The organism is Pseudoalteromonas luteoviolacea S2607 (assembly GCF_001625575.1).
Lineage (GTDB): Bacteria > Pseudomonadota > Gammaproteobacteria > Enterobacterales > Alteromonadaceae > Pseudoalteromonas > Pseudoalteromonas luteoviolacea_E.
This window is the reverse complement of record NZ_AUXV01000045.1, coordinates 138,347-162,410: the sequence shown is the minus strand read 5'-3', so window position 1 is coordinate 162,410 and position 24,064 is coordinate 138,347. Positions and strand designations below refer to the sequence as shown.

The 24,064-nt window shown below is 41.7% G+C and carries 16 protein-coding genes; 6 read left to right on the top strand and 10 right to left on the bottom strand.

The annotated features are described in order from the left end of the window. The 5 genes from N480_RS16915 to N480_RS16895 form a co-directional block, all read right to left on the bottom strand. Positions 1-375 carry a hypothetical protein gene (locus N480_RS16915; protein WP_063373618.1) on the bottom strand — a complete coding sequence of 125 codons (375 nt, stop codon included), beginning with the start codon at positions 373-375 and terminating at the stop codon, positions 1-3. Continuing rightward, the gene (locus N480_RS16910) at positions 365-4,423 is read right to left on the bottom strand and encodes a non-ribosomal peptide synthetase (protein ID WP_063373617.1); all 4,059 of its coding nucleotides are present in this window, start codon (positions 4,421-4,423) and stop codon (positions 365-367) included. The genes N480_RS16915 and N480_RS16910 overlap by 11 nt, the downstream gene beginning before the upstream one ends. Positions 4,424-4,435: 12 nt before the next feature. Then, positions 4,436-6,796: a TonB-dependent receptor plug domain-containing protein gene (locus N480_RS25935; protein WP_063373616.1), complete on the bottom strand. Its 2,361-nt coding sequence runs from the start codon at positions 6,794-6,796 to the stop codon at positions 4,436-4,438. Then, a complete protein-coding gene (locus N480_RS25655; protein WP_063373615.1) occupies positions 6,793-10,518 on the bottom strand; it encodes a TIR domain-containing protein in 3,726 nt (1,241 codons plus the stop codon). Before N480_RS25655 ends, N480_RS25935 begins: the two co-directional genes overlap by 4 nt. Positions 10,519-10,763: 245 nt before the next feature. Continuing rightward, the gene (locus N480_RS16895) at positions 10,764-11,285 is read right to left on the bottom strand and encodes a Crp/Fnr family transcriptional regulator (protein ID WP_063373614.1); all 522 of its coding nucleotides are present in this window, start codon (positions 11,283-11,285) and stop codon (positions 10,764-10,766) included. Between the two features lie 194 nt (positions 11,286-11,479). Between N480_RS16895 and N480_RS16890 the strand changes: the two genes are divergently transcribed. The 3 genes from N480_RS16890 to N480_RS25035 are packed head-to-tail and all read left to right on the top strand — an operon-like array spanning position 11,480 to position 13,348. Beyond that, complete coding sequence (locus tag N480_RS16890; RefSeq protein WP_063373613.1) at positions 11,480-12,214, top strand: SDR family oxidoreductase; 735 nt, start codon at positions 11,480-11,482, stop codon at positions 12,212-12,214. A gap of 2 nt (positions 12,215-12,216) precedes the next feature. Beyond that, a complete protein-coding gene (locus N480_RS16885; protein ID WP_063373612.1) occupies positions 12,217-12,657 on the top strand; it encodes a DUF2141 domain-containing protein in 441 nt (146 codons plus the stop codon). Positions 12,658-12,670: 13 nt separating this feature from the next. After that, positions 12,671-13,348 carry a TVP38/TMEM64 family protein gene (locus N480_RS25035; protein WP_081231908.1) on the top strand — a complete coding sequence of 226 codons (678 nt, stop codon included), beginning with the start codon at positions 12,671-12,673 and terminating at the stop codon, positions 13,346-13,348. Positions 13,349-13,435: 87 nt separating this feature from the next. Here the strand turns inward: N480_RS25035 and upp are convergent, their stop codons facing one another. From upp to N480_RS16860, 4 genes are all read right to left on the bottom strand, one after another. Beyond that, entirely contained in the window at positions 13,436-14,068 is a 633-nt protein-coding gene (gene upp / locus N480_RS16875) for a uracil phosphoribosyltransferase (RefSeq protein WP_063373611.1), read from the bottom strand. A gap of 13 nt (positions 14,069-14,081) precedes the next feature. Continuing rightward, on the bottom strand, positions 14,082-14,630 hold the full coding sequence (locus N480_RS16870) for an NAD(P)H nitroreductase (RefSeq protein ID WP_063373610.1): 549 nt from the start codon (positions 14,628-14,630) through the stop codon (positions 14,082-14,084). A gap of 82 nt (positions 14,631-14,712) precedes the next feature. After that, the gene (locus N480_RS16865; protein ID WP_063373609.1) at positions 14,713-15,402 is read right to left on the bottom strand and encodes a DoxX family protein; all 690 of its coding nucleotides are present in this window, start codon (positions 15,400-15,402) and stop codon (positions 14,713-14,715) included. 112 nt (positions 15,403-15,514) lie between these two features. Then, on the bottom strand, positions 15,515-17,476 hold the full coding sequence (locus tag N480_RS16860) for an FAD-dependent oxidoreductase (protein ID WP_063373608.1): 1,962 nt from the start codon (positions 17,474-17,476) through the stop codon (positions 15,515-15,517). Positions 17,477-17,716: 240 nt separating this feature from the next. On the opposite strand from N480_RS16860, the gene sppA reads away from it, so the two are divergent. Together sppA and ansA are read left to right on the top strand one after the other, a co-directional pair. After that, a complete protein-coding gene (gene sppA, locus N480_RS16855; RefSeq protein WP_063373652.1) occupies positions 17,717-19,588 on the top strand; it encodes a signal peptide peptidase SppA in 1,872 nt (623 codons plus the stop codon). 86 nt (positions 19,589-19,674) lie between these two features. Continuing rightward, positions 19,675-20,685, top strand: coding sequence for an asparaginase (gene ansA / locus N480_RS16850; RefSeq protein WP_063373651.1), 1,011 nt, complete (start codon positions 19,675-19,677; stop codon positions 20,683-20,685). Positions 20,686-20,769: 84 nt separating this feature from the next. On the opposite strand, the gene gndA is transcribed toward ansA, so the two are convergent. Then, the gene (gndA, locus tag N480_RS16845; RefSeq protein WP_063373607.1) at positions 20,770-22,143 is read right to left on the bottom strand and encodes an NADP-dependent phosphogluconate dehydrogenase; all 1,374 of its coding nucleotides are present in this window, start codon (positions 22,141-22,143) and stop codon (positions 20,770-20,772) included. A gap of 433 nt (positions 22,144-22,576) precedes the next feature. On the opposite strand from gndA, the gene pyk reads away from it, so the two are divergent. Continuing rightward, on the top strand, positions 22,577-24,010 hold the full coding sequence (gene pyk / locus N480_RS16840) for a pyruvate kinase (RefSeq protein WP_063373606.1): 1,434 nt from the start codon (positions 22,577-22,579) through the stop codon (positions 24,008-24,010). Positions 24,011-24,064: the final 54 nt, after the last annotated feature.

Here is a 24,064-nt window from a genome sequence, read left to right as displayed (position 1 = left end):
TCAGTACCCACCTCGCTTAAAAAGTGCATCTAAAGAGATTGGCAGCTCTGTAAGCCACCTCACTCCATTGTCTTCAACTAGCTTACCCACCGCATTAATCGACTTGAGTTGGTGATCGCTTATCAGTTCGACGCCTTGGTCCTGTGCAAAACAGAATAGGGTTTTTTCAGGATGTTTATTGGAATAGTCCACCAGCTTTGGCAACGTTGTCGGAATATGTCTTGCCGCTAAATCTTCCTGCAACAAAATGAACAAATAAAAATCTACTTCTAGTTCTGCGTTTTCATCAAAAAATACGCAACGAACCTCTTGAGTTCCCTTTACTAAATTTTTAATCATTGCGTTTTGCTTGTTCGCATAAACTTCAATGTTCATCGCGTAGCTCCTTAACTTCAGAGCCAATGAATTTTTCTATTAATTGGCCTATCGTCTCGATGTGAGGCGCACTCATTAATTCATAGTGATTCGCATTAACGAACTTTTTGAGACAAGTTTGCTCGGTCCAGTCTGACCACTTGTCATGCATCAGTAAACCAAGTTCAGGCGTAGCGTTTATTTCCTTCAACAGGGCTTGTTGCGTCGTACTGATCTGTAGGATTGGGCTATCAACTTTTTGTCCACTAATCTGGTTTTGCCAGTGATGCTGATAATAAGCACAGACTCTATTTTCAAGCACATCCAACGGCAGCCCTGAACTTTTTAACTCCTTACACACTTGGTCTTTCAGCGAGTCTCGCATATTGCGGATCTTACTTGGTAAACACCTAAATTGCTGAGTGTGAATATATGCATCGATAAGCGTTATACTTTTGACTTGAACACCTCTCATGTTTAAAGCTTGCGCCACTTGCATTGCAAGATTACCGCCCCCAGAAAAACCCATTAAATGAATATCCCCTATTGCTAATCGCGTCACGTCATCACAATAGGTATTTATGATGTCTTTGCATGACTCCATAAAATGAAATGCTATTAATGAGATTTGAGGCTGTGCTTTTGCGAGGTTTTGATAGCAAAAACCGAGACCTGACGCGGGCGGAAAGCAGAATAAAATTGGGTTTTGATTAGGGTTGTATTTTATGTACCGTGCACGGTTAACATCACTAAAGTGCAATTTACTGATACTTTCGATCGTTCTTTCTGGGGTCAGCAATTCTAGTTCTATTTGCCAGCCCAAATGTGACTTTAGTTCAGCCGCTAGCAAAATAATACTCACCGAATCTGCACCTAAATCTTCAAGCGTTTGATCTTCGCTGGGTAGGTTAGATAAATTAAAAACCCGCCTAACGACCTCAAATAGGTTAATTTCCAGTTGATTGTGCTCATCATCACAATTACGTGTAAAATGCATGTCTAATAATGCTGAGCGATTAATTTTACCACTTTCTAATTTCGGGAAGTCTTCGACGCAATAGTAAGCCTTGGGTATCATATAGGCAGGTAAATTGAACTTAACTAGCTTTTTAATTTCTTCCATGTTTAAAGCAACGTAATTATTGACAGCGCGATTCAATATGTACACCACAATATGCGATCCCAAGTTTGAGTTTGCCGTCAACACCTTAAACATATCGAAAGGCAATATATCCGAAAACACCTTGTTGAGTTCCGATAAATCAACGCGCTGCCCATGCACCTTAATTTGCTCATCAACCCGTCCTTTAATTACAAACTCCTCTGATTCAGTTTGATAAGCCAAGTCCCCTGTTAAATACACCTGGTTTTGCAAGTTGTATGGGTGTGTACAAAAGGCACTTTGAAGTAGCCCATCACCTTTAGCATAACCTCTCATTAAACCTATTCCGCCGATTGCGAGCTGTCCAAGCTCCCCTTGTGAGACTTCTTTGTGCTGTTCATTGAGTACGAACAGTTCTACTCCAACGTGTGCACGGCCAACGGTAATCGCATTGTTAGCTTCAAGCGTTTGAATGTGGCTTTGAGATACATCAATTGTTGCTTCTGTTGGGCCATAATTATTGATAAGACAAATCTTATTTTTTACATTCGCCTGCTTAAAAAGGGCTATCGTATCTCTTTGAACTTGCTCTCCACCCACGCGTACTCGCGTCAACACACTTAACTGATTTTCATAATTGTAATTACGAACGTAAGTCAAAAATGCATGTAACTGACTAGGCACCATTAATATTTCACCGATATTATGCTCGCTAATATAGTGGATAATCTTGTCCGGGTTGGTTCGCTCATTTTCAGGCATAATGACAAGAAAGCTGCTTGAATACACCCAGCCAAAGAGCTCCCACATTGCGCCATCAAATTGCGGTGTTGTTAGCTGCAAGTATCCTTGTGTCGGGCGGATCGGATCTCGTAATTGCTTATGATACAAACGATGGTGTAAGCCATAATCTTCAATCAACACGCCTTTCGCTTTGCTGCTAGACCCTGAGGTATAACAAACATAAGCCAAGCTTTTTGGTGTCCTCAAACAAGGTAAATTTTGCTCGGCTAAATAATCATCGCTGGTTAGGTTTTCAATGCAAAGCCTGGGATAAATTAAGCTATTTTCGTGCGCTCTATCTGTTAGTAGTAATAGCGCGGAGCATTCTGAGAGTTGTGTATAGGCCTCTTTTGCCTGCAGTTTCTCGCCAGCCTTAAGCGAAACAAATGCTCCTCCCGCTTTTAGAACCCCGAAAATTGCAGAAACATAAATAATACTAGGGAATGCACAAACCGCGACGATATCATCATAACCGACGTTGTGTTCGTAACGTAAACAGTGGGCAATGCGATTAATTTGCTTATTTAAGACAGCGTAAGAAATTTTTTCGTTCTCAAAAATGAGTGCGGTTCTGTTTGGCGCAGCTTTGGCTACTGATTCAAATTGCTCAACAATACCTGTTACTTCGTAACTAGACCTACTTTGAGAACTGAAAGATGTTGGCCATTGCACGGTGTATTTGGCCAGTGCTTTCAAATCACACTTACCATTTGGAGCGCTAGGCCACTTAATCACTGCGAATATGTGGCTTAGGGCAATTTTGACTCCTGCCTTTTGCAATATATGTTGTTGGACATCTCTGGGCGTTACTTTACCTTGAATAATCGCTTCAACTAAAACGAACAAGTGTATGGCAGTGTGTGCGTCTCTATTTGTGTATGCTATCGCTCTGATATCAGATGCGCAAAGCAGCGGTTCTAGCAACTTTATAAGTTGCTCTAGATTGACAATTTTGCCATTCACTTTTACTTGATGGTCAATCCTGCCACAAAATACTAAGTTACCATCATCCAATCGCCTGACTAGATCACCCGTCTTATAGGTGCGTCGACCAGAAAGCCAACTAGTTTTAAATGCCCTGCTCGATTCATCATCTAGACCAACATACCCCAGTGCCACTTGATCGCCAGCAATATAGAGTTCACCAATGTCTCCATCTTTTACCGGCACTCCCTTATGATCAAGTACAAACAGTGTATCTCTATAAATGGGCTTCCCTATTGGTACCGACATTGCCTTAGGGATGGCTTGTGATAGACAGTCATAATGCGTTACCTCTATAGTCGCCTCAGTGGGGCCATAAAGGTTTATAAGCGAAACGCTATCTCTACCAAATACACGTATAAAGGCATTAAGCAAACTGCTAGATAATACTTCTCCACCAACAAGAACCCGATTGAGGGACTCTAGTTGTTCAATATGTACAAAATTTTCTATATAGGTCAGCAGTGCTGATAAAAAACTCGGGACAACGCTGATCTCTTTTAGCTTGAGTTGATTAATCTTCTTACACAAAATGTCAGGCCTTTTCTCATGGCCATCTGGTAGTACGAATAACGCGTTTTTTGAAAATAAAAATCCGAATAATTCCCTGATAGACACATCAAAGCTTAATGGTGCTTTGAGCAATTCGATACTATTGCTTTTTACAGGGTAAACCGTACTTTTCCACGCCAGGTGCCGATACATTGAATCATATTTAACCATCACCCCTTTGGGTGCCCCAGTAGAACCCGAAGTAAATAAGACATAAGCCAAATCACCAAAACAAAATGGCTCACCTTTAGCTATTGGTTTAGCCGTTTTTGTTTCTTTGCTTAAATCAATCGTTGTATTGCCAACCAGTCTAAACTTTGGCGGTTTGTCACTAATAAATACTTTACATTGTGCCTTTTTCAATCTTTGGCTGATGGCACTGTGTGACAATTGCCTATCTAATGGTACAAATATGGCTCTAATACTAACCAAAGCGAGCACAGTCACTACCAAATTTATGTCACGAGGTTGGCAAACAGCGACCTTATCCTGCGCATTGATCCCTTTTTCAACAAACCACGCAGCTCTATGACTGACACATTGCCATAGCTCCTGATTACTAAGCGATTTGCTTTCATCCATAACCGCAAGCTCAGTTGGGAATTCAATAGCTCGATACCTCAAGCGTTCCACTAAGTTTCTAAACATTGGCCATACTCCTTAAAGCTGATATTTAAATGCCATAAATACTTGTCTAGGCTCAGCAGGAAACCCCCGCTCTAACCATGCATTATTTGAAGAAATGGGGTAACGGTGGTCGGTGTTAAATAAATTCTTAACACCAAACTGCGTAGATACTGGCATGTCAAAAAGCTTAGATTTGGTGAAGCTCATGTCCACTAACCACACTTTTCGCGCATACGGGCGCTGTGGGTTGATGTACTTACACTCCCCTTTTGGGGAGCACTCAGAAAAGCTGTTGTACATCCGATCTATTAACCTGATGGATACACCGACGCCAAGTTCATCTGTAAGCGTTTTACCAATTTTCAATTGTGCTAATTGATGAGGGGACGCTGGGACTCTAAAATCCATTTGATAATCTTCGGCGCGATAGTAATTAAAACCAACTCTGGCAAACAGTCTTCGCCAGGTCACTTCGGTGGATAACTCAACGCCCTTACTGGCCCCCGTGCGTGCAAAGCTTTCTAACCCATGACGCACAATTAAATTATCTAATTTGCTGTAGAAAAGACTAAGCTGAGAATTGATTGTTAAGTCTATTGAGTCGTAATTGAGTTGGTTCAAATATATCAGCTCAAGTGACTTTACCTGCTCACGTGAAAATGTACTTAACGACTTTGATTCAATTGCATCTGCATTCTGACCAAACGAAGGGTTTCTTGCTCCCACACCATAAATAACTTTGAAAACGGAATCAGGATTGGTTTGATAAATCAGCGCGACTCTTGGCGTGTACTCCGTTGTAAGCGCTGCTACATTCGCTTTTCGCTCGTACAGTGATAAAGATTTTTCCGTTGCGCCTGTTGAAGTACTGCAAATCGCTATTAAGCTTTTACAGCCAAATATCATTTGGTAGCCTGAGACACGCTCGGCTCTCACGCCAAGGTCTACTAACCACTTTTCGTCAAAGCGATAATCTAACTGAAAAAATAGCGAGTGGGTATCCAGCGCATCGTCATGATCAAGCGCAATATATCTGTCTGCTAAACTTGGAGCGTCTGTGCCAATATCAAATGTTGTATGTAAATCTAAAGCCCGACGATTTTGCCCACCTAGCCTTAAATTCATCGGCACTTGATACAACTGGTGCCCATTGATAGCTAACTCCCACTCAAACTGCATCGCTTTAGAACGATAGCTTGCAAAACCATAGGTAACGCCACCTGCAGAGTAGTCTTGCATTGAGTTATGGGCATAGTACCCAAAAGTCATTTTAGTTTGCCCTGCACCATCCCTCCATGGGTGCCTATAGCTCATGCTAAAGTTTGACCCATTAATATTTGCATACTGCCGTCCAGTTAGCGTGCCAAAATGCTCTGAAGCAAACTTTAAATCAGCCAGTACGCCTTTCTTTGCCTGAGATAGATTTGCGTTGAGCACTAAGTTTTTTCTGTAGTTAGAAGACAGCCCCAGAAAAAATGATTGCCCAGACAATGAATCACCATAGTTAGACGCAAATTCAGCACTCGAACTTAAGCTTTGCGTATCGAACTTTCCAGACTCTGTGCTTGCACCAAATGAAAGGGTATGATTTGTATTCCCCTCATAAGAGAGCTTTGCGGCAAACCTTTTATCGTTTTCATTATTGAATGAAAACCCTATGCGGTCATCGCTAGCGTTTTTTGAATCGCTTGTATCAGCACGTGTAATAATATTGATAGTGCCTAACAATGCTTGATTGCCATATGTAACAGACATCGGCCCACGCACCACTTCAATCCGTGCAATTGCAATTACTGGTATATCAATTCGAGTTAGGGGAAATTGACCCCAATAATCTTCGTATTGAGTCACACCGTTGATCATAATTAGCAGCCCATTGTTGACGCCACTACTCATATAGCCACGTACCCCAACGTTTGCTCCAGAGCCCGTCCAACTATGCTCTTCGATTAGATACAAACCAGAAATGTGATTTAACACCTCCTTCAAAGTTTGATACCCAAATTTGGTGATTTCTGCTTGGGTAATAACAATTGCACTCGCTGGTGTAGTTGCGAGTGTCTGGGCTTGTTTGCCTCCCGTCGAGAGCACGCTATTCAGCGAGCCCGTGTCTTGAAATTCATAAGGCTCTAAAGCGGCATATACGAGTTTGTTATAGGGCGCGATGAGCGTTTCGCTGTCAAAACCACGTAATGAAAATGTAAGTTTATCGCCCGCGCTAGCATCTATCGCAAACGATCCATACTCATTTGTGAAAGCCACTGCACCATTGCGCACATTGATAACTTTCACTTCATTTAACCAACCATCACTTATTCCATTTGTGACCTTACCAATGACTTTAGCTTGACTGGAACTTACCCAGAGGATGAGAAATATGACCCAATACTTCATAACTCATTTATTCCTTGTTGTATTTTCTTTTCTGCACGTTTAACTAAATGTTTGATACTTAACGGTACGGGGACAATCAGACCACTATCTGTCCCCAAATAAATAAACGCTCCATCGTCACTTTCAACATGTGTGGCACTGTATACCCAGTTAGAGTGTTTAATTTCGATTGGTGCTCGATTGGAAATGTGTGCACCAAATGGCCAAAACTTAACGGTGCCACCAACCCCCGTACTTATCATTTGCTCCATTGCGGGGACGTAAAACGCTTCTGAAATTGGGTGTTCGTGTGCTTTGCCTCGCCTCACAAGGGACACTTCATTGCGCTCCAAAATAAAGCTACTAAACACGCTTTTGGAATCGACAATTACTAAGCGGTTAGCCACAAACTGCGCATGCAAAATTGCAACATCATGGGGCTCTCGCCAAATTTCCTTGTAAACCCCTTCTATGTTTTTCCAAACAGACAACTCACCCTGTGTTTGAGCAAAGATATAGTTCAGATCGTTATTGACGAATAAAGAAGTTGCTTTGGTGAAGGAATGCCGTTCTTTATTTGAATTCACCTGATCAATGACAACTAAGTCACTACCGCTTTGAACCCAAACCTTAAATTTTTCTATACGTAGAATTTTTTGAACCGAAATATTTGTGGTATTTGAAACTAATGCCCACTTTTCATCTTGTTTGACTAATTCATAGATTTTATTGCTATCACTCAGGAGCAATGTCCTCCCACTCTCTGATTTTACTTGAACAACATTGAAATCGACTTCATATTCAAACTGTTTTATAGCTTGCCATTGCTCAGAAAATTGATGCGCAACCAAACGTCTTCCTCTGTCAACACTGAACAAAGTATTGTCTGACTGGGAGTAAGTGAGGTGTTCAACGGGTACCGAGTGGGCCTTGATAGGTATAAGTTGTGGCTTAATTTCTCGATACAGCAGATTATAAAGTGCGTTGTTTCTTACATCAGCATCCAAGCTAAGCAATTGACGATACGCTTTTAGCGCGAGCGAGATCCTCTCCTTCCCTTCATTTTGAATTTGAGCCTGATAAATCAACGCCTCAATTTCTGCGATTTGCTTTAACCGTAGCGCTTTTGCGGCTTGTGTTTGGGCCTCATGTTGGTGTAGCAGTGCTGCCCGCTGCGCTTCTTCCGCATCTCGCTTTAATGCAAGCGCGAGGTTTTTTTGCTTTTGTGCATTGTCTTTCTCTTGCTCAGCTCTACGTTTCTGGGTATTAGCGAGCTCAGTTTTAGCCTGTGCTAATAGCGTTTGTTCTTGAGCTTTGAGACGTGCAATTTCGGCTTGTTTAGCCAACAATTTGGCTTCTTCTGTTTTCTTTTCTAACGCCGTATTTTTAAGTTGAATGGCAAGTGTTTGCTGTTGTGCAATACGGCCATCTTTAATCGCATTCAGACCAAGAAATAAAGAGATACAACACAGAAATAATGACAGTGCAGAAAATATTTTTAGTCGGTTTTTATTTTTTCGCTCATTTCTTTTCGCATGTTCAACACTGGTTTTACTCAGGTTGATAAAATCAATTAAGTTTTTGTTTGGCTTTGGTTCATTTACATGCGCCAAGGCACCCTCTAACCAAGCGTTTGCCAATATTGACTCTGTATTACCCAGTAAAAATTCGTCTGTACATTTTTGCTCATGCCAAAAATGATACTTTTGCGACCAATATCGATATGACTCTAGGTACTCTGTATTTCCACTAATTTTTGCAAGCAAATGCGTGAGCGATACTTCTAACAGCTCATCAACCTCAAACGCTGATTGGACTTCCTCTAGATAAAACTCGTGATAACTCGCATTCCTAAAACGCTTTAGCTTTATAAAAGTAACGGGTTTGCCTAATTCCTTTGCAATGCTCAATAACTTATTAACGTGTTCAGACAAATGTCGTGGTAAAACGGCGATAACTCGACAAGAAGACGCAATCATTTCTTTGTATTGAATGTCAGCTTCTTCGCTGAAATCATCCTCAGTGAAATGAACAGTTTTCTCTAACTCAGTCAGGCGACGCTTGAGTCGTAAGGCAAAATGGCTGTCTTCTGTGTCTGCACAAATAAATAGGTCTACACAGTTGTCAGTACGCTGCTCAAGAGCTTGAGCACTATGTTCAACGAAGTCGACGAGGACTTTAGGTGCGCCATATACTGAACGGGCTTGAGCAATGACCAGAAACTGCTGATAATCGATCAATTCATTGTTAGTTAATAAAATACCCTTGCTCTTTCTTTCGTCCCATTGCACCGCTCTACAAAACAAGCGATTTCTTAATGTAAGGTATTCTTTATCTTGCTCAAGGTGATGCAAAAGCAACTCGCATAGTGCCTGCGCGCACAATTTGTCAGCAAAGCGCACTATCTGGCCTAAGTCCGACCCTTTTTCAGGCGAGAGATTTTCAAGTAAAGTGAAACTCACTTTGTCGTTGTTGCGCACATACTCTCGGACATATTTCCATGTTGAGGTGTAATTAGCACCATCACTGGCCAACACAACAATAAATGTTGCAGTGCCTAACCGCCTATATAAAAGCTGATCTAATGAGTTGCTTTGTACGTCATCTAAGACTTCTGTAACAGTGACGTACCCCTGCTGGATTAGGTAGTGGCATAGATTGTTTACTCGCGCTTGATCTCGAGAGTAATGCACCAAGCAAATATCGGACATGTCATCCTGATGATATAACCTAGATGCATTAATAAAGCTGGTATGTTCAACGAGCGGGTATACTTCTAGATCTTTAGTTCGCCTAATTTGCGCCAACCAACTGCAAGCGTTGAGCATTGCTTTACCATACAGTAAATCCTCGTGGCCTTTGAGTGAGCTTACCCATTTATCAGCATGTAACAGCAATTCGCCGTGAGGGTGCAGTAATTCTGTATGTTGGTTTAGTGCATTGACCAACATTGAAAGGGTTTGAGTATAAGTTCGATGGCAATGAAACATCATCCAGTTTAATTTTTGTAACTTTTCCGGGATATCACCTTCACTTGCGCCCATATCCATGTGATGAATTGGAATGATGCGTTTATTAAGCTCGATCGCAGTTTGAATTTCGCGTTGGCAATACTCCGAATTAACAGAGTGTGGCGACAAAATAAAACAAAAATTATGGGAGTAACGGATCCCCTCATCTATCTTTTGTTGGAATTCAACTGCAATAGCAATGTTTTCAGTATCCAGCCAAACTTTGTAACCCTGTTCAATCAGTGACTGTCTGAGTTGCACTGCAAACCCTTTACTGTGCCTGCGGCCATAAGAGATAAATACATCGTAAATATCGTTTTCTGTCTCTGGTGGCTTAATTTGTGCGGCTTGACGAAAAAAGTCTGCAATTTCGTCTAGGGACTTAAGCCACACAGCGCCATTTCTTTCAACTAAATCGCCAATATTTTCAAGCACGGCCAATTGTTGGGGGGTAAAACTTTCGTCACCATCTTCTTCTAGATAACAGTAAATTGTTCGGTCAGTACGCTTGTATGACGTATCAACAACTTCGGCCAGAGCAAACAATCCTTCTATTTTTGGGGTAATTACAAATAGACAAAAATCGGCTGTTTCACGCGCGACAAGCTCTCTCTCATAGCACTGTTCGTCCCAGTGCTCTACGACAGGATTAAAATAGTCCACTGCTAAGTTAGGAATTAGCTTGTTACGCCAAGTAGACTGGTTACACGTTCCCCCCAGAAAAACTATCATGCACACGCCTTATTTATCTGAATGCCTAAAAACCATTGAACAGGGTTTGATGCGCCACTAATCAGCTGATTTGTGTGCTAATCAACCACAGCAAATAGCGGCAGGTTTGAATAGCGGCACTTCACCGCGGCTTCAAAACTACGTCGCTATGGGTCAAAGATAAAAAAAGATGAGTAAAATGAATGGGGTAAATGTACGAATTAATGCATCAAACACACGCGATATGCCGCGTTGCTCCGTTTAGTTCATCCTTGATGCTTAATCCTGCTTAAGGCAACAGCGGTGATGCCTAGATATTTCGCAATATCATTTTGAGTAAGCTTTTTAACTAGCTCTGGGTCGGCGCGTTTTAGATTGTTAAACCGTTCTGTCGCAGACAAGGTCAGCAACTCAAATTCTCTGCGTTCTTTTTTAAGCGCCAAACCCAACAGTATTTGCACAACTTCTTGGGAAATACTCATTGATCTTTTACTTTCCTCTAGCAGTTGACTAAAAGGAAAGCGAATTAACACACTGGAATCTAATGCTTCTAAGCTAAACGTACAGGGAGCAAGACGAAGCGCGGCGTTCAAACTACCAATGATTGAATGTTGCTTGATAAACGACTTGATGGTTTCTTTGCCACTGGCCGTAACATAAAAAGCTTTTAACAAGCCGTGCTCAACAAAGTAAATATATTCACAGTCATCACCTTGCTTAAATACTTGCGCGCCCTTTTCAAAATGACAACGCACACCCTGCTCTGTAATTAAATTTTGTAATTCCATTTTTTATCTACTGTATTTTTTATATGAGGTACGTATCACCCGCAAATTAAGACCAACCTACTTGGTGGGATCAATTTCAAACAGTGACCTATCGATTCCTCGCAAACTAAAACTATGCGTTTTTAACATAGGTTAATGCTGCTCCACGTCCCAAAGCGCTAAATTAACACAAAGCTTAAAACGGAGACGCACCTTTGAACCTTAGAAATAAAGTAATCATCATTACCGGAGGCACTTCTGGCGTTGGCCGTCAGTTAGTAGCATTACTTTGTCACAACAACACAGTAATTGTAATTACTCGCCACACAACTAGATTAACCGAATTAACCGACGCTCACCAAAACATACATGTTTTTTCTGCCGACCTTTCAGACTCAAAACAATACAAGGGGTTAGCTCAAAAAGTTCAGCGTAGATTTCCAATTGTTGATGTATTAATCAACAACGCTGCGGTTCAAAACACTCAGATGTTCACCGATACAAACTTTAAATACGAAACGATAGCGCAAGAAATTAACGTTAACTTTAACGCTATTTGCTCACTGTCTTACCTATTCCTCCCCAACCTCAAGAATGCCAATGAGCAAGCCATAATTTTAAACATTAACTCTGGACTGGCACTAGTGCCCAAAAAAAGTTCTGCTGTTTACTGTGCCTCAAAAGCAGCAATGAATATATTTTCACAAAGCTTAAACTACCAACTTGAGCAGACAAATATCAGTGTGCTCCAAGCATTTTTGCCATTAGTCGACACCCCAATGACACAAGGGCGCGGTGCTTCCAAACTCAGCTCAGAGCAAGCCGCAGTTGAGATTATAAAAGGCTTAGAAAAGCAAATCCCAATCAATAATATTGGCAAAGTTAAACTCCTCAGAGTTTTGACGACTCTCGCCCCGCCACTTGCCAGAAAACTCTTAAAAAGGTCGTAATCATGAAAAGTACATTTATCCACTTGGTCACATTAGGAACACTATCAATGGTGTCACATTTATCATTCGCAAAAACAATTGAAGTAAATATTAATGACGTAGATGTATCAAGGCCTGGGCAGATAATGGTGATGTTATTCGAACAAGAGGGCTTCCCCATTCACCATGAAAAAGCGATACAAACCCTATATTTAGCCCCAAACTCGACAACACATAAGGTCAGGTTGTCTGTACCGAATTATGATTTTGCTATCAAAGTTTTACACGATGAAGATAATTCGGGAAAAACATCTAAAAATTGGACAGGCATAATCCCCTCAGAAGGACTTGGCTTCTCTAATGGCGTCACGATTAGTTGGCGGGGAGCACCAAAATTTAAAGATGCAAAACTCAATCTCGCAACACTTGAAAGCTCAATTGACATCAGTATTCGATATCCATAATTCAGAGGTCACAATGAAGCCAATTTTAAAGCTAACGCTTGTTCTCGTCTTCTTTTTTGCGTGTACCTTCATAGCCTTAAAAGTAAGTGGGCTACTTAGTATCGCCGCAATTGAAAGCTGGCTGGTATATGCCCAGTCTCTGAACGTTTATGTCGTCGCGATTATCATTATCGCGCTACTGTTACTGGATCTATTCGTTGCAGTACCAACACTGACAATCATCATACTTGCAGGTTATTTTCTTGGCCCGGCTATGGGCGCTCTATGCGCAATAATCGGTATGTTGCTTGCGGGATTGGGCGGGTACTGGATAAGTAGCCTATACGGTTACGTACTCATAGACAAATTGATAAAAACTGAATCAGAAAAGGCATTGGCTGTTTCAAACTTTAAAGCCAAAGGAGCTGTTTTTATCTTGTTATCTCGCGCCTCCCCTATATTACCCGAAGTTTCGGCGTGTATGGCTGGTATGACAAAAATGCCGTTTAAAACATTTATAGTATGTTGGCTAGTGAGCACGATTCCCTATGCAATCATTGCCGCATATGCCGGTTCTGTAAGTACATTGGAAAATCCAAAACCCGCTATATATGCCGCGATTGGGCTGACTGGCTTTTTTTGGGTAAGCTGGTGGATGTTCAATAAGGCAACTTCAAAATCGACTCGTGCGACAACCTCAGTGAGTAAATAATTAAAACAAAATAGGCTGAAAATCTATTTCAGCCTATTTGAATCTGCGATATTTACGGGTATCTTTTTTAAAAACAAAGCTAAGAGACTACACTTGCGTACCAAAGATTTTGTCACCCGCATCACCTAAACCAGGCACAATGTATCCGTGCTCATTCAAGTGACTGTCAAGTGCAGCAGTGTAAACATCAACGTCAGGATGTGCTTTCTCAACTGCTGCCACCCCTTCAGGTGCCGCAACTAAAACAATGGCGGTGATATTTTTACAACCTGATTTTTTAAGCAAATCAATCGTAGCGATTAAAGAACCGCCCGTTGCCAGCATCGGATCTACAACCAACGCTCGCCTCGATTCCAAATTACCGACTAATTTTTCAAAGTATGACACAGGTTCTAATGTTTCTTCATTGCGCTGCAATCCAACCACGCTGATCTTAGCAGCGGGAAGCAATTGCATCACCCCATCAAGCATACCCAAGCCAGCACGTAAGATAGGCACAAGCGTAATTTTTTTACCTTTAATTTCTTGTACGTCTAAATCTTCACCAGTCCAACTTTTTATCGTCTTTGTATCTGTTGGGAGCTCTCTAGTCGCCTCATAAGTGAGTAGGTTGCCAACTTCAGAAACTAGCTCACGAAACTTTTTAGTCGATATGCCATGCTCACGTAAAAGACCAATCTTGTGTTGCAATAATGGATGTTCAACAACATGTAGTGCCATAAAAGCCTCTCGTTTATAACTCAGTGAAAAATGATGACGGTTCGTGGCGCACAGGTTTTGTGCACTGGACTGTTGGCGTCCCTAGATACAAGTAACCCACAATCTCATCTTTCTCGCTAAGCCCTAATTCTCTTTTTACAGTCGTACTTTGAGCAAAGAAGCCCGTTCTCCACACACCTGAAAGATGCTGAGCGAATGCTGCTTGCTGCATTGCAAAACAAGCGCACCCTGCACTTTCAATTTGCTCTATACGAGGCACTTTAGGGTGTTCTTGATATGGAGAAACGGCAATGATCATCATAGGAGCTCGATGAGGTAGCTCCTTGGCTCGCGAAATGGTTCGCTCATCTTGATTCTCTTCAACTGCTGCTTTGTAGTAAATCTCTCCGAGCTTATCTCGTGCGTCTTCATTTACAACAATAAACTTCCAAGGCGCAAGACCGCCATGATCAGGCACTTTCAGCGCTGCCTTTTTAATGATCTCTAATTGAGACTCGCTAGGGCCAGGAAAGGACAATTTGCTATCCGATTGCCGAGTCAGCAATAGCTCTATTGCATCCATTTGAAATTCCTTACTAATAAACAAACACTGGCTATTCTAACGTGATCTAAAAGGGAAAGTTTAGTCCTTTCCCTTATATTTTTCAGTCATTGTTACCCAACTTGCGAGCCAACCAGTAATCTATGCTGAAGAATCGCCCGCCCCCAGTAAAAAATAGACTTAGTAACATCGCAAAATAAATGGCAGCAAACTCAATACCATTATTCAATACAACAATATTGCCCTTTTCATATAGATACTCAGGAAATCCATGGGTACTCACAATGGACTTTATGCGATCTAAACGCTCTGCCACTTCAAGACTGTTTGCTAGGCTTTCTTGCGCTGCATCGCTACCTAACCAAGCAAACACTTGTGCTGCACTTGTATCAGGGTTTGCAGGGGCAACTGAGAACCAGCCGTTGTGCCAATGCACCTGGGTGGCCGCTACAAACATAGTGACCATAAGTGGAATTGACACTAATCTTGTTAACAAACCAAATAATATTAACCAGCCGCCCAAAAACTCAGTCCACCCCGCTAAAAAAGCGAGTAAATCAGGAAAAGGCAAGCCAAGCCCCCAATCTGCATTGCCAAACCAAGCAACAACATTTTCATCTGCCAAAAGGCTTTCGAAAAAGCCGGCGTTTTCTTTACTAAGGTTGAGCTTGTTAAAGCCAGCAATGATCATCACTGGTGCAATGATTAGCCTAAGCAACAAAGGAGCAAGGCCACTCATTAATTCAGTTTTTTCAATGCTAGCTTGATAAATAGATTGGATTTTTTTAATCATAGGGAGATCTACACTTTTTAGGATATTCATACAGTGTAGACCGAACCACATTAAGTTTTATTGCAGCATAAAAAAATCGGCCACTTAGGGCCGATTTAATCTCTAATATAATTTATATCTTTCTAGCGACTTGAAGGGCTTCAAAAATGGCCCGCTTGGCATCTATAGCACTGGCAAGTAATGCACCACCTATAACATGATGATTTTCAGGCAGTTGCTCTCTATTAAAGTCGCTTTCGTTTGATGTTTGTCCGATACATGCAATCACCGTATCAACGTCTAACGTCTGCTCTTGTCCATCAATACGTACTACTAAGCCTTTATTAGAGAAAGAAATATATTCACAGCCCGCTATTTGTTCCACTTGATGGTGTTTTGCAACCGCTCTGTGGATCCAGCCTGTCGTTTTGCCAAGGCCTGAACCAAATCGACCAGCACTGCGTTTTAACATGTATAGTTTGCGTTTTTCTGTTGACGGAGCAACTTGTTGTTCGATACCCCACTGACTCTTAAAGTCCGCAATGCTTTGATTCTCAGGTTCCGTTAGAAACGCCACCATATCAAAACCAATGCCACCAGCACCTAGAATCGCTATTTTATCACCTAACTCAGTCTCTTTTCGGATAACCTCGTCATAGGCCAATACGCGCTTTCCATCGCTACACTCAATTTTTGATAAACGGGGACTTACACCTGTCGCAAAAACAACTTCATCGTATTGTTTACCAATCTGTGCGCTATATTCTCGCCCAAGCTCCAGATTAACACCCAGTCTCTCGACTTCATTTAAAAAGTATTTGAGTGCTAACTTGAAGTCTTCTTTACCCGGCACGCGCATAGCGAGATTAAACTGGCCACCTGCATGTTTATTTTTATCAATCAGTGTCACATTGTGACCTTTTTGCGCCAAATAACAGCTTGCCGATAAACCGGCTGGACCTGCGCCCACCACCAATACTTTTTTAGGTGATTTGGTTTTCTCAAGTGGGTAATCAAGTTCGAAGCCGGCTTGAGGGTTAACCAAACATGTCGCTCGCTTGCCTTTGAAAACATGATCTAAACACCCTTGATTGCAGCCAATACAAATGTTGATTTGCTCAGACTTATTTTGTGTGTACTTATTAAAAAACTCTGGATCAGCCAAAAGAGGCCTTGCCATAGAAATTAAATCAGCTTCACCTTTATCTAGAATGTTATTAGCGAGATCCGGTGTATTAATTCTATTTACAGCGACAACTGGTATGTCTACGACATCCTTCAGTCGTTTTGATGCTTCTCTGAATGCACCTGGAGGCACCATACTCGCGATGGTTGGTACTCTTGCTTCATGCCAACCGATACCTGTATTTAATATATCCACGCCAGCGTCTTCAAGTGCTCTAGCTTGTACTGTGACTTCATCAGATGTAGAGCCATTGGGCACAAGATCCATCACTGAAAGCCTAAATACAATTATGAATTTATCTGAGACTTTCGCTCGAACGGCCTTAACAATGTTGATAGCTAAACGCATACGGTTTTCAAGGGAACCACCGTATTCATCTTTACGCTGATTAGTATGAGGCGCCATAAACTCATTAATTAAATACCCTTCAGACCCCATGATCTCTACCCCGTCATACCCAGCTTTTTCAGCCATATAAGCCGACTTAGCAAAGTCTCTTATGGTATTTTTGATCATCCCCAATGACATAGACTTTGGTGTGTAAGGGTTTATTGGTGCTTTAATTGGACTTGGGCCAACATTGAAAGGGTGATATGCATATCTGCCAGCATGCAACAGTTGCAAACAGATTTTTCCATCGTGTTGGTGCACAACATCTGTGTATGCCCGATGTTTAATCACGTCGTAGCGGCTGTTGAAAGAAGACGAAATCGGGGTTAATTTACCGCGTAAGTTAGGACTATATCCGCCCGTAATAATCAGCCCGACACCACCTTTAGCTCGCTCTTCATAAAAAGCACGAAGCCTTTTTCGGTTGTGCCAACCTTCTTCCAATCCTGTATGCATTGATCCCATGACCAAGCGGTTACGTAGCTCAGAATTTTTAAGTTGTAGTTTTTGTTCTAACATTGCTCGCCCCAATGTAACTGGTCTTACCTGTGAACATTAACTGTTTTCAAGATTTTGGCAAGTAAAAAGGACAAATTATTTATTCAAAGATAATGGAAATTTTAAATCTTTAGCTAAATATTCAAATATGTACGGAAATTAATACTTCGTTACGTTTTAGGTGTAACACTCAGCTCACAACTAAGTTATGATATTAATTGAGAGTATTTAGGTACTATATTTAGAGGAATCACATTGAAGTTGATCGCAAAACTATTTAAAGGTATCTGGCACGCGCTAAACTTTTCGCGCAGGCTGATAGTAAACTTGATCTTTGTAGCGCTTATTGTCGTCTTTATTGCAGCAATAATGTCGTCTGACGAAGAGATCCTTGTGCCACAAGAAAGTGTGCTTAGGTTGAACTTATCGGGTGTTTTAGTTGAGCAGCTGACCTACGTAGACCCACTAGATGCTGCATTAGATGATGCAATGGGCTCAAAAGATATGCCCGCAGAAATCTTGGTTGATGATGTAGTAAGAGTAATTAATGCTGCGGCACAAGATGCCCGCATTCGTGCCATTACGCTCGACCTTAGACACCTCCATCACGGACATCTTGACAAGCTTCGTGATATTACTGATGCGCTAGAAGCATTTAAAGAAACTGGTAAACCTGTTTACGCGCACAGTCCATACTTTACTCAAACCCAATATTATTTAGCCGCTTCAGCAAATGAAATCTCTATGCACCCTTATGGTGCTGTTAGTCTGAGTGGATTCGGTACCTATCCAATGTACTTTAAAGATGCGTTGGACAAATTAAAAGTTACCCAGCATATCTTTCGTGTCGGTACCTATAAATCGGCCGTTGAACCATTTATCAGAAATGATATGTCAGAAGCAGCGAAAGAAGCTAATAAACTGTGGCTAAACAGTTTGTGGACACAATATAAAGAAGATGTCTCCGCTAAAAGACCATTTGATATGCAAAACTTTGATGAAACACTTGCCCAGCTTGGTGATAAAATGGCTACGGTTTCTGGCGATTCAGGGCAATTTGCACTTAAGTATGGCTGGGTCGATAAGCTTGAAACTGACCAACAGTTCAACACTAAACTGGTTGATCTTGTTGGAAAGCAAGACAAAGGCAATGCCTATAGACAAGTCAAATATAGTGATTACCTCACATCAATATCTGGGTTTAATAACCTCCCTAATCCAATTTCTGACAAAGTAGCTGTTGTTGTTGCTAAAGGCCATATTGTTGATGGTAAACGTAAAGCTGGTGTAATTGGAGGTGATTCTACCGCTGCTCTATTACGAAAAGCTCGACTCGACGACAAAGTAAAAGCTGTTGTTCTACGTATCGACTCTGGTGGTGGCAGCATGTTTGCATCTGAAAAAATTCGTAATGAGGTGCTTGCAATTAAAGCAGCAGGTAAGCCAATTGTCGCCTCGATGGGCTCAGTTGCAGCCTCAGGTGGTTACTGGATTGCAGCGTCAGCAAATGAAATTTGGGCTTCACCAAGCACGATTACGGGTTCTATCGGCATTTTTGGCACGATTTTCACTTTTGAAAACTCGTTAAAAGAACTGGGTGTATACTCCGATGGAGTCGCAACTACAGAACTTAAATCATCATCTGTATCTCGAGGGCTGGATCCAGAGTACGCTGACATCATTCAAATGAGTATTGAAGATGCATATGATAAATTCTTATCGATGATTTCAGAGTCGCGTAACTTAACCAAAGATGCGGTTGACGAAGTTGCACAAGGGCGTGTTTGGTTAGCGCCACAAGCACTAGAGTTTGGCCTTATTGATAAATTGGGCACCAAACAGCAGGCTATTGAAGCCGCAGCCAATTTAGCAAGCCTTGAGCATTATGATGTGTTTACTGTTGAACAAACGCTGTCTGAAAAAGAACTGTTGATGCAACAAATCTTTGGCGCAGAGCTAGTACAATCTTTCTTAGAAAACGAAGTGCAATCAGCCGACCCTTTTCAGGCAATCACAAAACAAGGCGTGAACCAGCTGTTAGAGCAAGTACAAAAAAGTGCTAAAATGATTGAACTTTATAATGACCCTAACAGTATCTATAGTGTGTGTACTATGTGTAACGTTTCACAATAGTACAACGCCACATAAGGTTAATGAATAAACTGCAATGTGATGCTGCAGTTGATATACTAAGCCCAGAAATCTTTCTGGGCTTTTTTATGAAAAGAAAAAAAATCTATATTGCCTATACAGGTGGCACAATTGGTATGAAGCAATCCAGCAGAGGCTATGTGCCAGTTGCTGGCTATCTAACAGAAACGGTAAAAAATAACGCTGAGTTTACCCGTGAAGAAATGCCTTTATTCGATATTCACGAATACTGCCCACTGATAGACTCTTCCGACATGTCGCCAAAACATTGGCAATTAATCGCGGAAGATATCAAATCCAAATACAATGACTATGACGGCTTTGTTGTGCTGCATGGTACAGATACAATGGCTTATACAGCATCTGCTCTGTCCTTCATGTTCGAGAATTTGACTAAACCGGTGATCGTGACTGGCTCACAGATACCTTTGTCTCAATTACGATCGGATGGGCAGGTTAATTTACTTAATGCAATGTACCTTGCGGCTAACTACCCAATTGCTGAAGTGAGTTTATTTTTCAATAATAAACTGTTTAGAGGTAATAGAGCACTGAAAGCGCATGCAGATGGTTTTGACGCTTTTGCCTCTCCAAACTTAGCACCACTTGCTCAAGTTGGCATTAATATTCAACTGCAAGAAGGTAAATTAAGCCCTTACGTCGATCAAGATCTCGATGTCACATCGATTCAATCGCAACCTATTGCTGTGCTACACCTATATCCAGGGATAAGCGCCACTATGGTTGAAAATATCTTGTCTAGCGATGTAAAAGCGCTCATTTTATTAAGTTTCGGCGTTGGGAATGCCCCCCAACAAGAAGCCATACTTAATGCCTTGAAATCTGCGTCAGACCGCGGAGTTGTGATTGTCAACTTAACGCAATGTATTCAGGGCCAAGTCAATATGGGTGGATATGCCACAGGTAATGCTCTACTAAATTGTGGTGTAATTAGTGGCTACGACATGACCTTAGAAGCCTGTCTCACTAAATTACATTACTTGTTCAGCCAAGAGCTCGAATTAGAGACCATTCGTCACTTAATGCAGGATGACTTGAGAGGCGAGCTTACGCGCTAGCGATCCACCCTGTTTAAACCTCCATAGAAATGAAGGATCAGTGCATTAAAAAAGGCCACTCAAGTGGCCTTTTTATTTCGCAGTCTATCTAACCTTTTCAGGCAGGTCGACTAGATCAGTAAGGTGAGATGTTTCACCACTGTGTGTCTTAATACCATGCTCACCAAAATAGTCACGCTGGGCTTGTACCAAGTGACCATTGCTCGGTGTACTTAGGGTTGCAATATAAGTCTGAGTCGATGCCAGAACAGGAAACGCAAGACCGGTTTGAATCGCTTGTCCCGTGATGCTTCTAAGCGCATTTGCTTCATTCGTTAGTGTATCAATAAAATCAACACCCTTTGCAATATCATCTAAATAATCAGCACGAATGATACAACCAGCTCTCCACGTTTGAAGCGTTTTAGCAAGATCTACTTTCCACTGGTGCGAACGGGACGCACCTTTAATAAGCGCCAGGCCCTGTCGATAACAAAGAAGACTCGCAAAGTAAAAAGCTGATTTAAGCTCTTCTAAGTCTATATCAACCTTGTTTGTTTCTTTTGCTTGATACGTCATTTCTTTAGCCGCTAGCGTACTAATGGTGTTTGTTAAATGACGAGCCTGTACGGCTGCAACAAGAGATGGAACTGCAATACCTAACTCCAATGCGTTTTGAGCAGTCCAAAGACCAGTGCCTTTTGCGCCAACTTTATTATCAATTAAGTCAACTAATGGCGTCTGGCTGTTGTCTTCAAGGCTAAGGATATGGCGAGAAATAGACAGTAAATAGCTATTTAACTCTCCCTCGGACCAAGACTCAAAAATTTCAGCGACTTCTTTAGGCGTTTTGCCAGTACCAATTCTTAACAAGTGATAGATTTCTGCAATGAGTTGCATCAACGCATACTCGATGCCGTTGTGCACCATTTTTACGAAGTGCCCACTTGCCGATTGACCAACACGCGCAAAGCAAGATTCTTCATTGTAACTTGCAGCTACTTTTTCAAACCATGGTACTAAGCGCTCCCAGCCACCTTCTGAGCCACTGGCCATCATTGCGGGGCCGTGACGTGCACCTTCTGCACCACCAGAAATACCCATGGTCGCAAACTCAAATTTATTTTGATATTTCAGTTTACGAGCTATGCCATCTTTGTAGTTACTGTTACCACAATCAACAATGATATCACCCTTTGACACGCCGGCTTCAATCAATTCATTACATACGGTATCAACCAACTCACCAGCTGGTACTAACAATAAAACCGAACGAGGAGGCTCAAGCCTTTTAACCATATCGCCGAGATCTGATACGATATGGAGACGCTCTTCTACACCTAACGATTGTGCGCAGCTAATTAATTCTGCACCAGCGTCTGGATTTTTATCATAGGCGACTAACGTCATACCTTTTTCAATTAAATTAAGCGCGAGGTTTTTACCCATCACACCTAAACCAACTAATGCAACTTGCATTAAGTTTCCTCCTCGGTAACAACCACACTTTAATTCGTTTTCACGATGTCGAGTACATTATACCTGAGTAGCATGTAATGTGCTGCTCTGGCCACTCTATATACTAAGCTGTTAAAGTTTAGTACTAATTCAATCATAACACGCTTCAACACAAGCAATTTTTTTTGCCTTACACACTGGCTGATCGCATTATAAGTCAGAGTGTTAAAAGAGATCTTATCTCACTCTAAGATTGACGACACCTGACACCGGTGTCATAATCACGTCATACAGATCATATAATTTAATTTGTGTATGAAAAAGGGTTAAACGGCAAAACTTTACAGAAAAGCGTGATTATCTGACATTATTTAGTCAAACATGCTGTAAATGATTACTTTTCAACCTACTTTTCAAGAATGATGTTAGCAAGTACAGCCTACAGGAGAATCTGATGCTTAGACGCACAAAAATAGTTGCCACATTAGGACCAGCTACAGATAGAGATAACAATTTAGAAAAAATCATACGCGCCGGTGCTAATGTAGTACGACTAAACTTTTCCCACGGGGTAGCGCAAGATCATAAAAATAGAGCTGAAGCTGTTCGAGAAATAGCAAAAAGATTAAATAAGCACGTCGCAATCCTAGCTGACCTGCAAGGTCCAAAAATCCGTGTATCAACATTCGCACAAGGTAAAGTCGACTTGGAAGTGGGCGCTAAGTTCACACTTGATGCAGAACTTGGTTTAGAAGAAGGTACCGTTGACTCAGTAGGTATCGATTACAAAGAGCTGCCGCAAGATGTACAAACTGGCGACCTACTGTTATTGAACGATGGTCTTATCCAGTTAACTGTTGATGATGTGGTTGGCCAAAAAGTAAACTGCACAGTTACCGTTGGTGGTGTACTGTCAAACAATAAAGGGATCAACCGCTTAGGTGGTGGTCTTACCGCTCCAGCGTTCACAGATAAAGATAAGAAAGACCTAATTACAGCAACTGAGATTGGTGTCGACTACATTGCGGTGTCGTTCCCTCGCAGTGGCGATGATATGCGTTATGTACGTAGCCTTGCGGAGAAAGCAGGTTCGAATGCTCAGCTTTTAGCAAAAATCGAACGTGCAGAAGCTGTAGATACAATCGAAGCGATTGATGACATTGTTTTAGCGTCTGATGCCGTTATGGTAGCTCGTGGTGATCTCGGTGTTGAAATTGGTGACGCTGCACTCGTAGGCAAGCAAAAGCAAATCATTAGCCGCGCACGCTCATTAAACAGAACGGTAATCACGGCAACACAAATGATGGAATCGATGATCGATAACCCAATGCCTACACGTGCTGAGGTTATGGACGTCGCTAACGCTGTGCTAGATGGCACAGATGCAGTCATGCTTTCAGCAGAAACCGCTGCGGGTGATTACCCAGAAGAAACAGTCGCGACAATGGCGCGTGTATGTTTAGGTGCAGAGTCACAGCCTGAGACACACATCTCTAAGCATAGACTCGACAGCATGTTCTCTGATACTTCAGAAACATTGGCACTGTCTGCTATGTACGCAGCTAACCACCTAGACTCAGTGAAAGCAATCGTTGCACTGACAGAGTCTGGTAACACATCTAAGCTTATGTCTCGTATTAGCTCAGGGTTACCAATTTTCTCTCTTTCACGCCACAGCTCAACACTAGGTCAAACAGCACTTTATCGCGGTGTATACCCTGTGTATTTTGATTCAACAAGCTGCACAGCCGACACAATTGTTCGCGATGCATTAAATACGCTAGTTGAAGGTGGCTCATTAGAAAAAGGCGACACCGTTATTCTGACACACGGCGACCTAATGGAAACTATTGGTGCAACCAATACAATGAAAATAGTCACCGTTTAATGGCTTAATCAAGCTCATAAATTCTTAAAGCCCAACTGATTAAGTTGGGCTTTT

What these genes read in the sequence shown, in the direction of transcription:
- N480_RS25035 (WP_081231908.1), top strand. Translation starts at nt 12,671, where the DNA reads ATGAAGCCAATTTTAAAGCTAACGCTTGTTCTCGTCTTCTTTTTTGCG.
- N480_RS16885 (WP_063373612.1), top strand. Translation starts at nt 12,217, where the DNA reads ATGAAAAGTACATTTATCCACTTGGTCACATTAGGAACACTATCAATG.
- N480_RS16910 (WP_063373617.1), bottom strand. Translation starts at nt 4,423, where the DNA reads ATGTTTAGAAACTTAGTGGAACGCTTGAGGTATCGAGCTATTGAATTC.
- N480_RS25935 (WP_063373616.1), bottom strand. Translation starts at nt 6,796, where the DNA reads ATGAAGTATTGGGTCATATTTCTCATCCTCTGGGTAAGTTCCAGTCAA.
- pyk (WP_063373606.1), top strand. Translation starts at nt 22,577, where the DNA reads ATGCTTAGACGCACAAAAATAGTTGCCACATTAGGACCAGCTACAGAT.
- N480_RS25655 (WP_063373615.1), bottom strand. Translation starts at nt 10,518, where the DNA reads ATGATAGTTTTTCTGGGGGGAACGTGTAACCAGTCTACTTGGCGTAAC.
- N480_RS16860 (WP_063373608.1), bottom strand. Translation starts at nt 17,476, where the DNA reads ATGTTAGAACAAAAACTACAACTTAAAAATTCTGAGCTACGTAACCGC.
- upp (WP_063373611.1), bottom strand. Translation starts at nt 14,068, where the DNA reads ATGGCACTACATGTTGTTGAACATCCATTATTGCAACACAAGATTGGT.
- N480_RS16915 (WP_063373618.1), bottom strand. Translation starts at nt 375, where the DNA reads ATGAACATTGAAGTTTATGCGAACAAGCAAAACGCAATGATTAAAAAT.
- N480_RS16870 (WP_063373610.1), bottom strand. Translation starts at nt 14,630, where the DNA reads ATGGATGCAATAGAGCTATTGCTGACTCGGCAATCGGATAGCAAATTG.
- N480_RS16865 (WP_063373609.1), bottom strand. Translation starts at nt 15,402, where the DNA reads ATGATTAAAAAAATCCAATCTATTTATCAAGCTAGCATTGAAAAAACT.
- gndA (WP_063373607.1), bottom strand. Translation starts at nt 22,143, where the DNA reads ATGCAAGTTGCATTAGTTGGTTTAGGTGTGATGGGTAAAAACCTCGCG.
- ansA (WP_063373651.1), top strand. Translation starts at nt 19,675, where the DNA reads ATGAAAAGAAAAAAAATCTATATTGCCTATACAGGTGGCACAATTGGT.
- N480_RS16895 (WP_063373614.1), bottom strand. Translation starts at nt 11,285, where the DNA reads ATGGAATTACAAAATTTAATTACAGAGCAGGGTGTGCGTTGTCATTTT.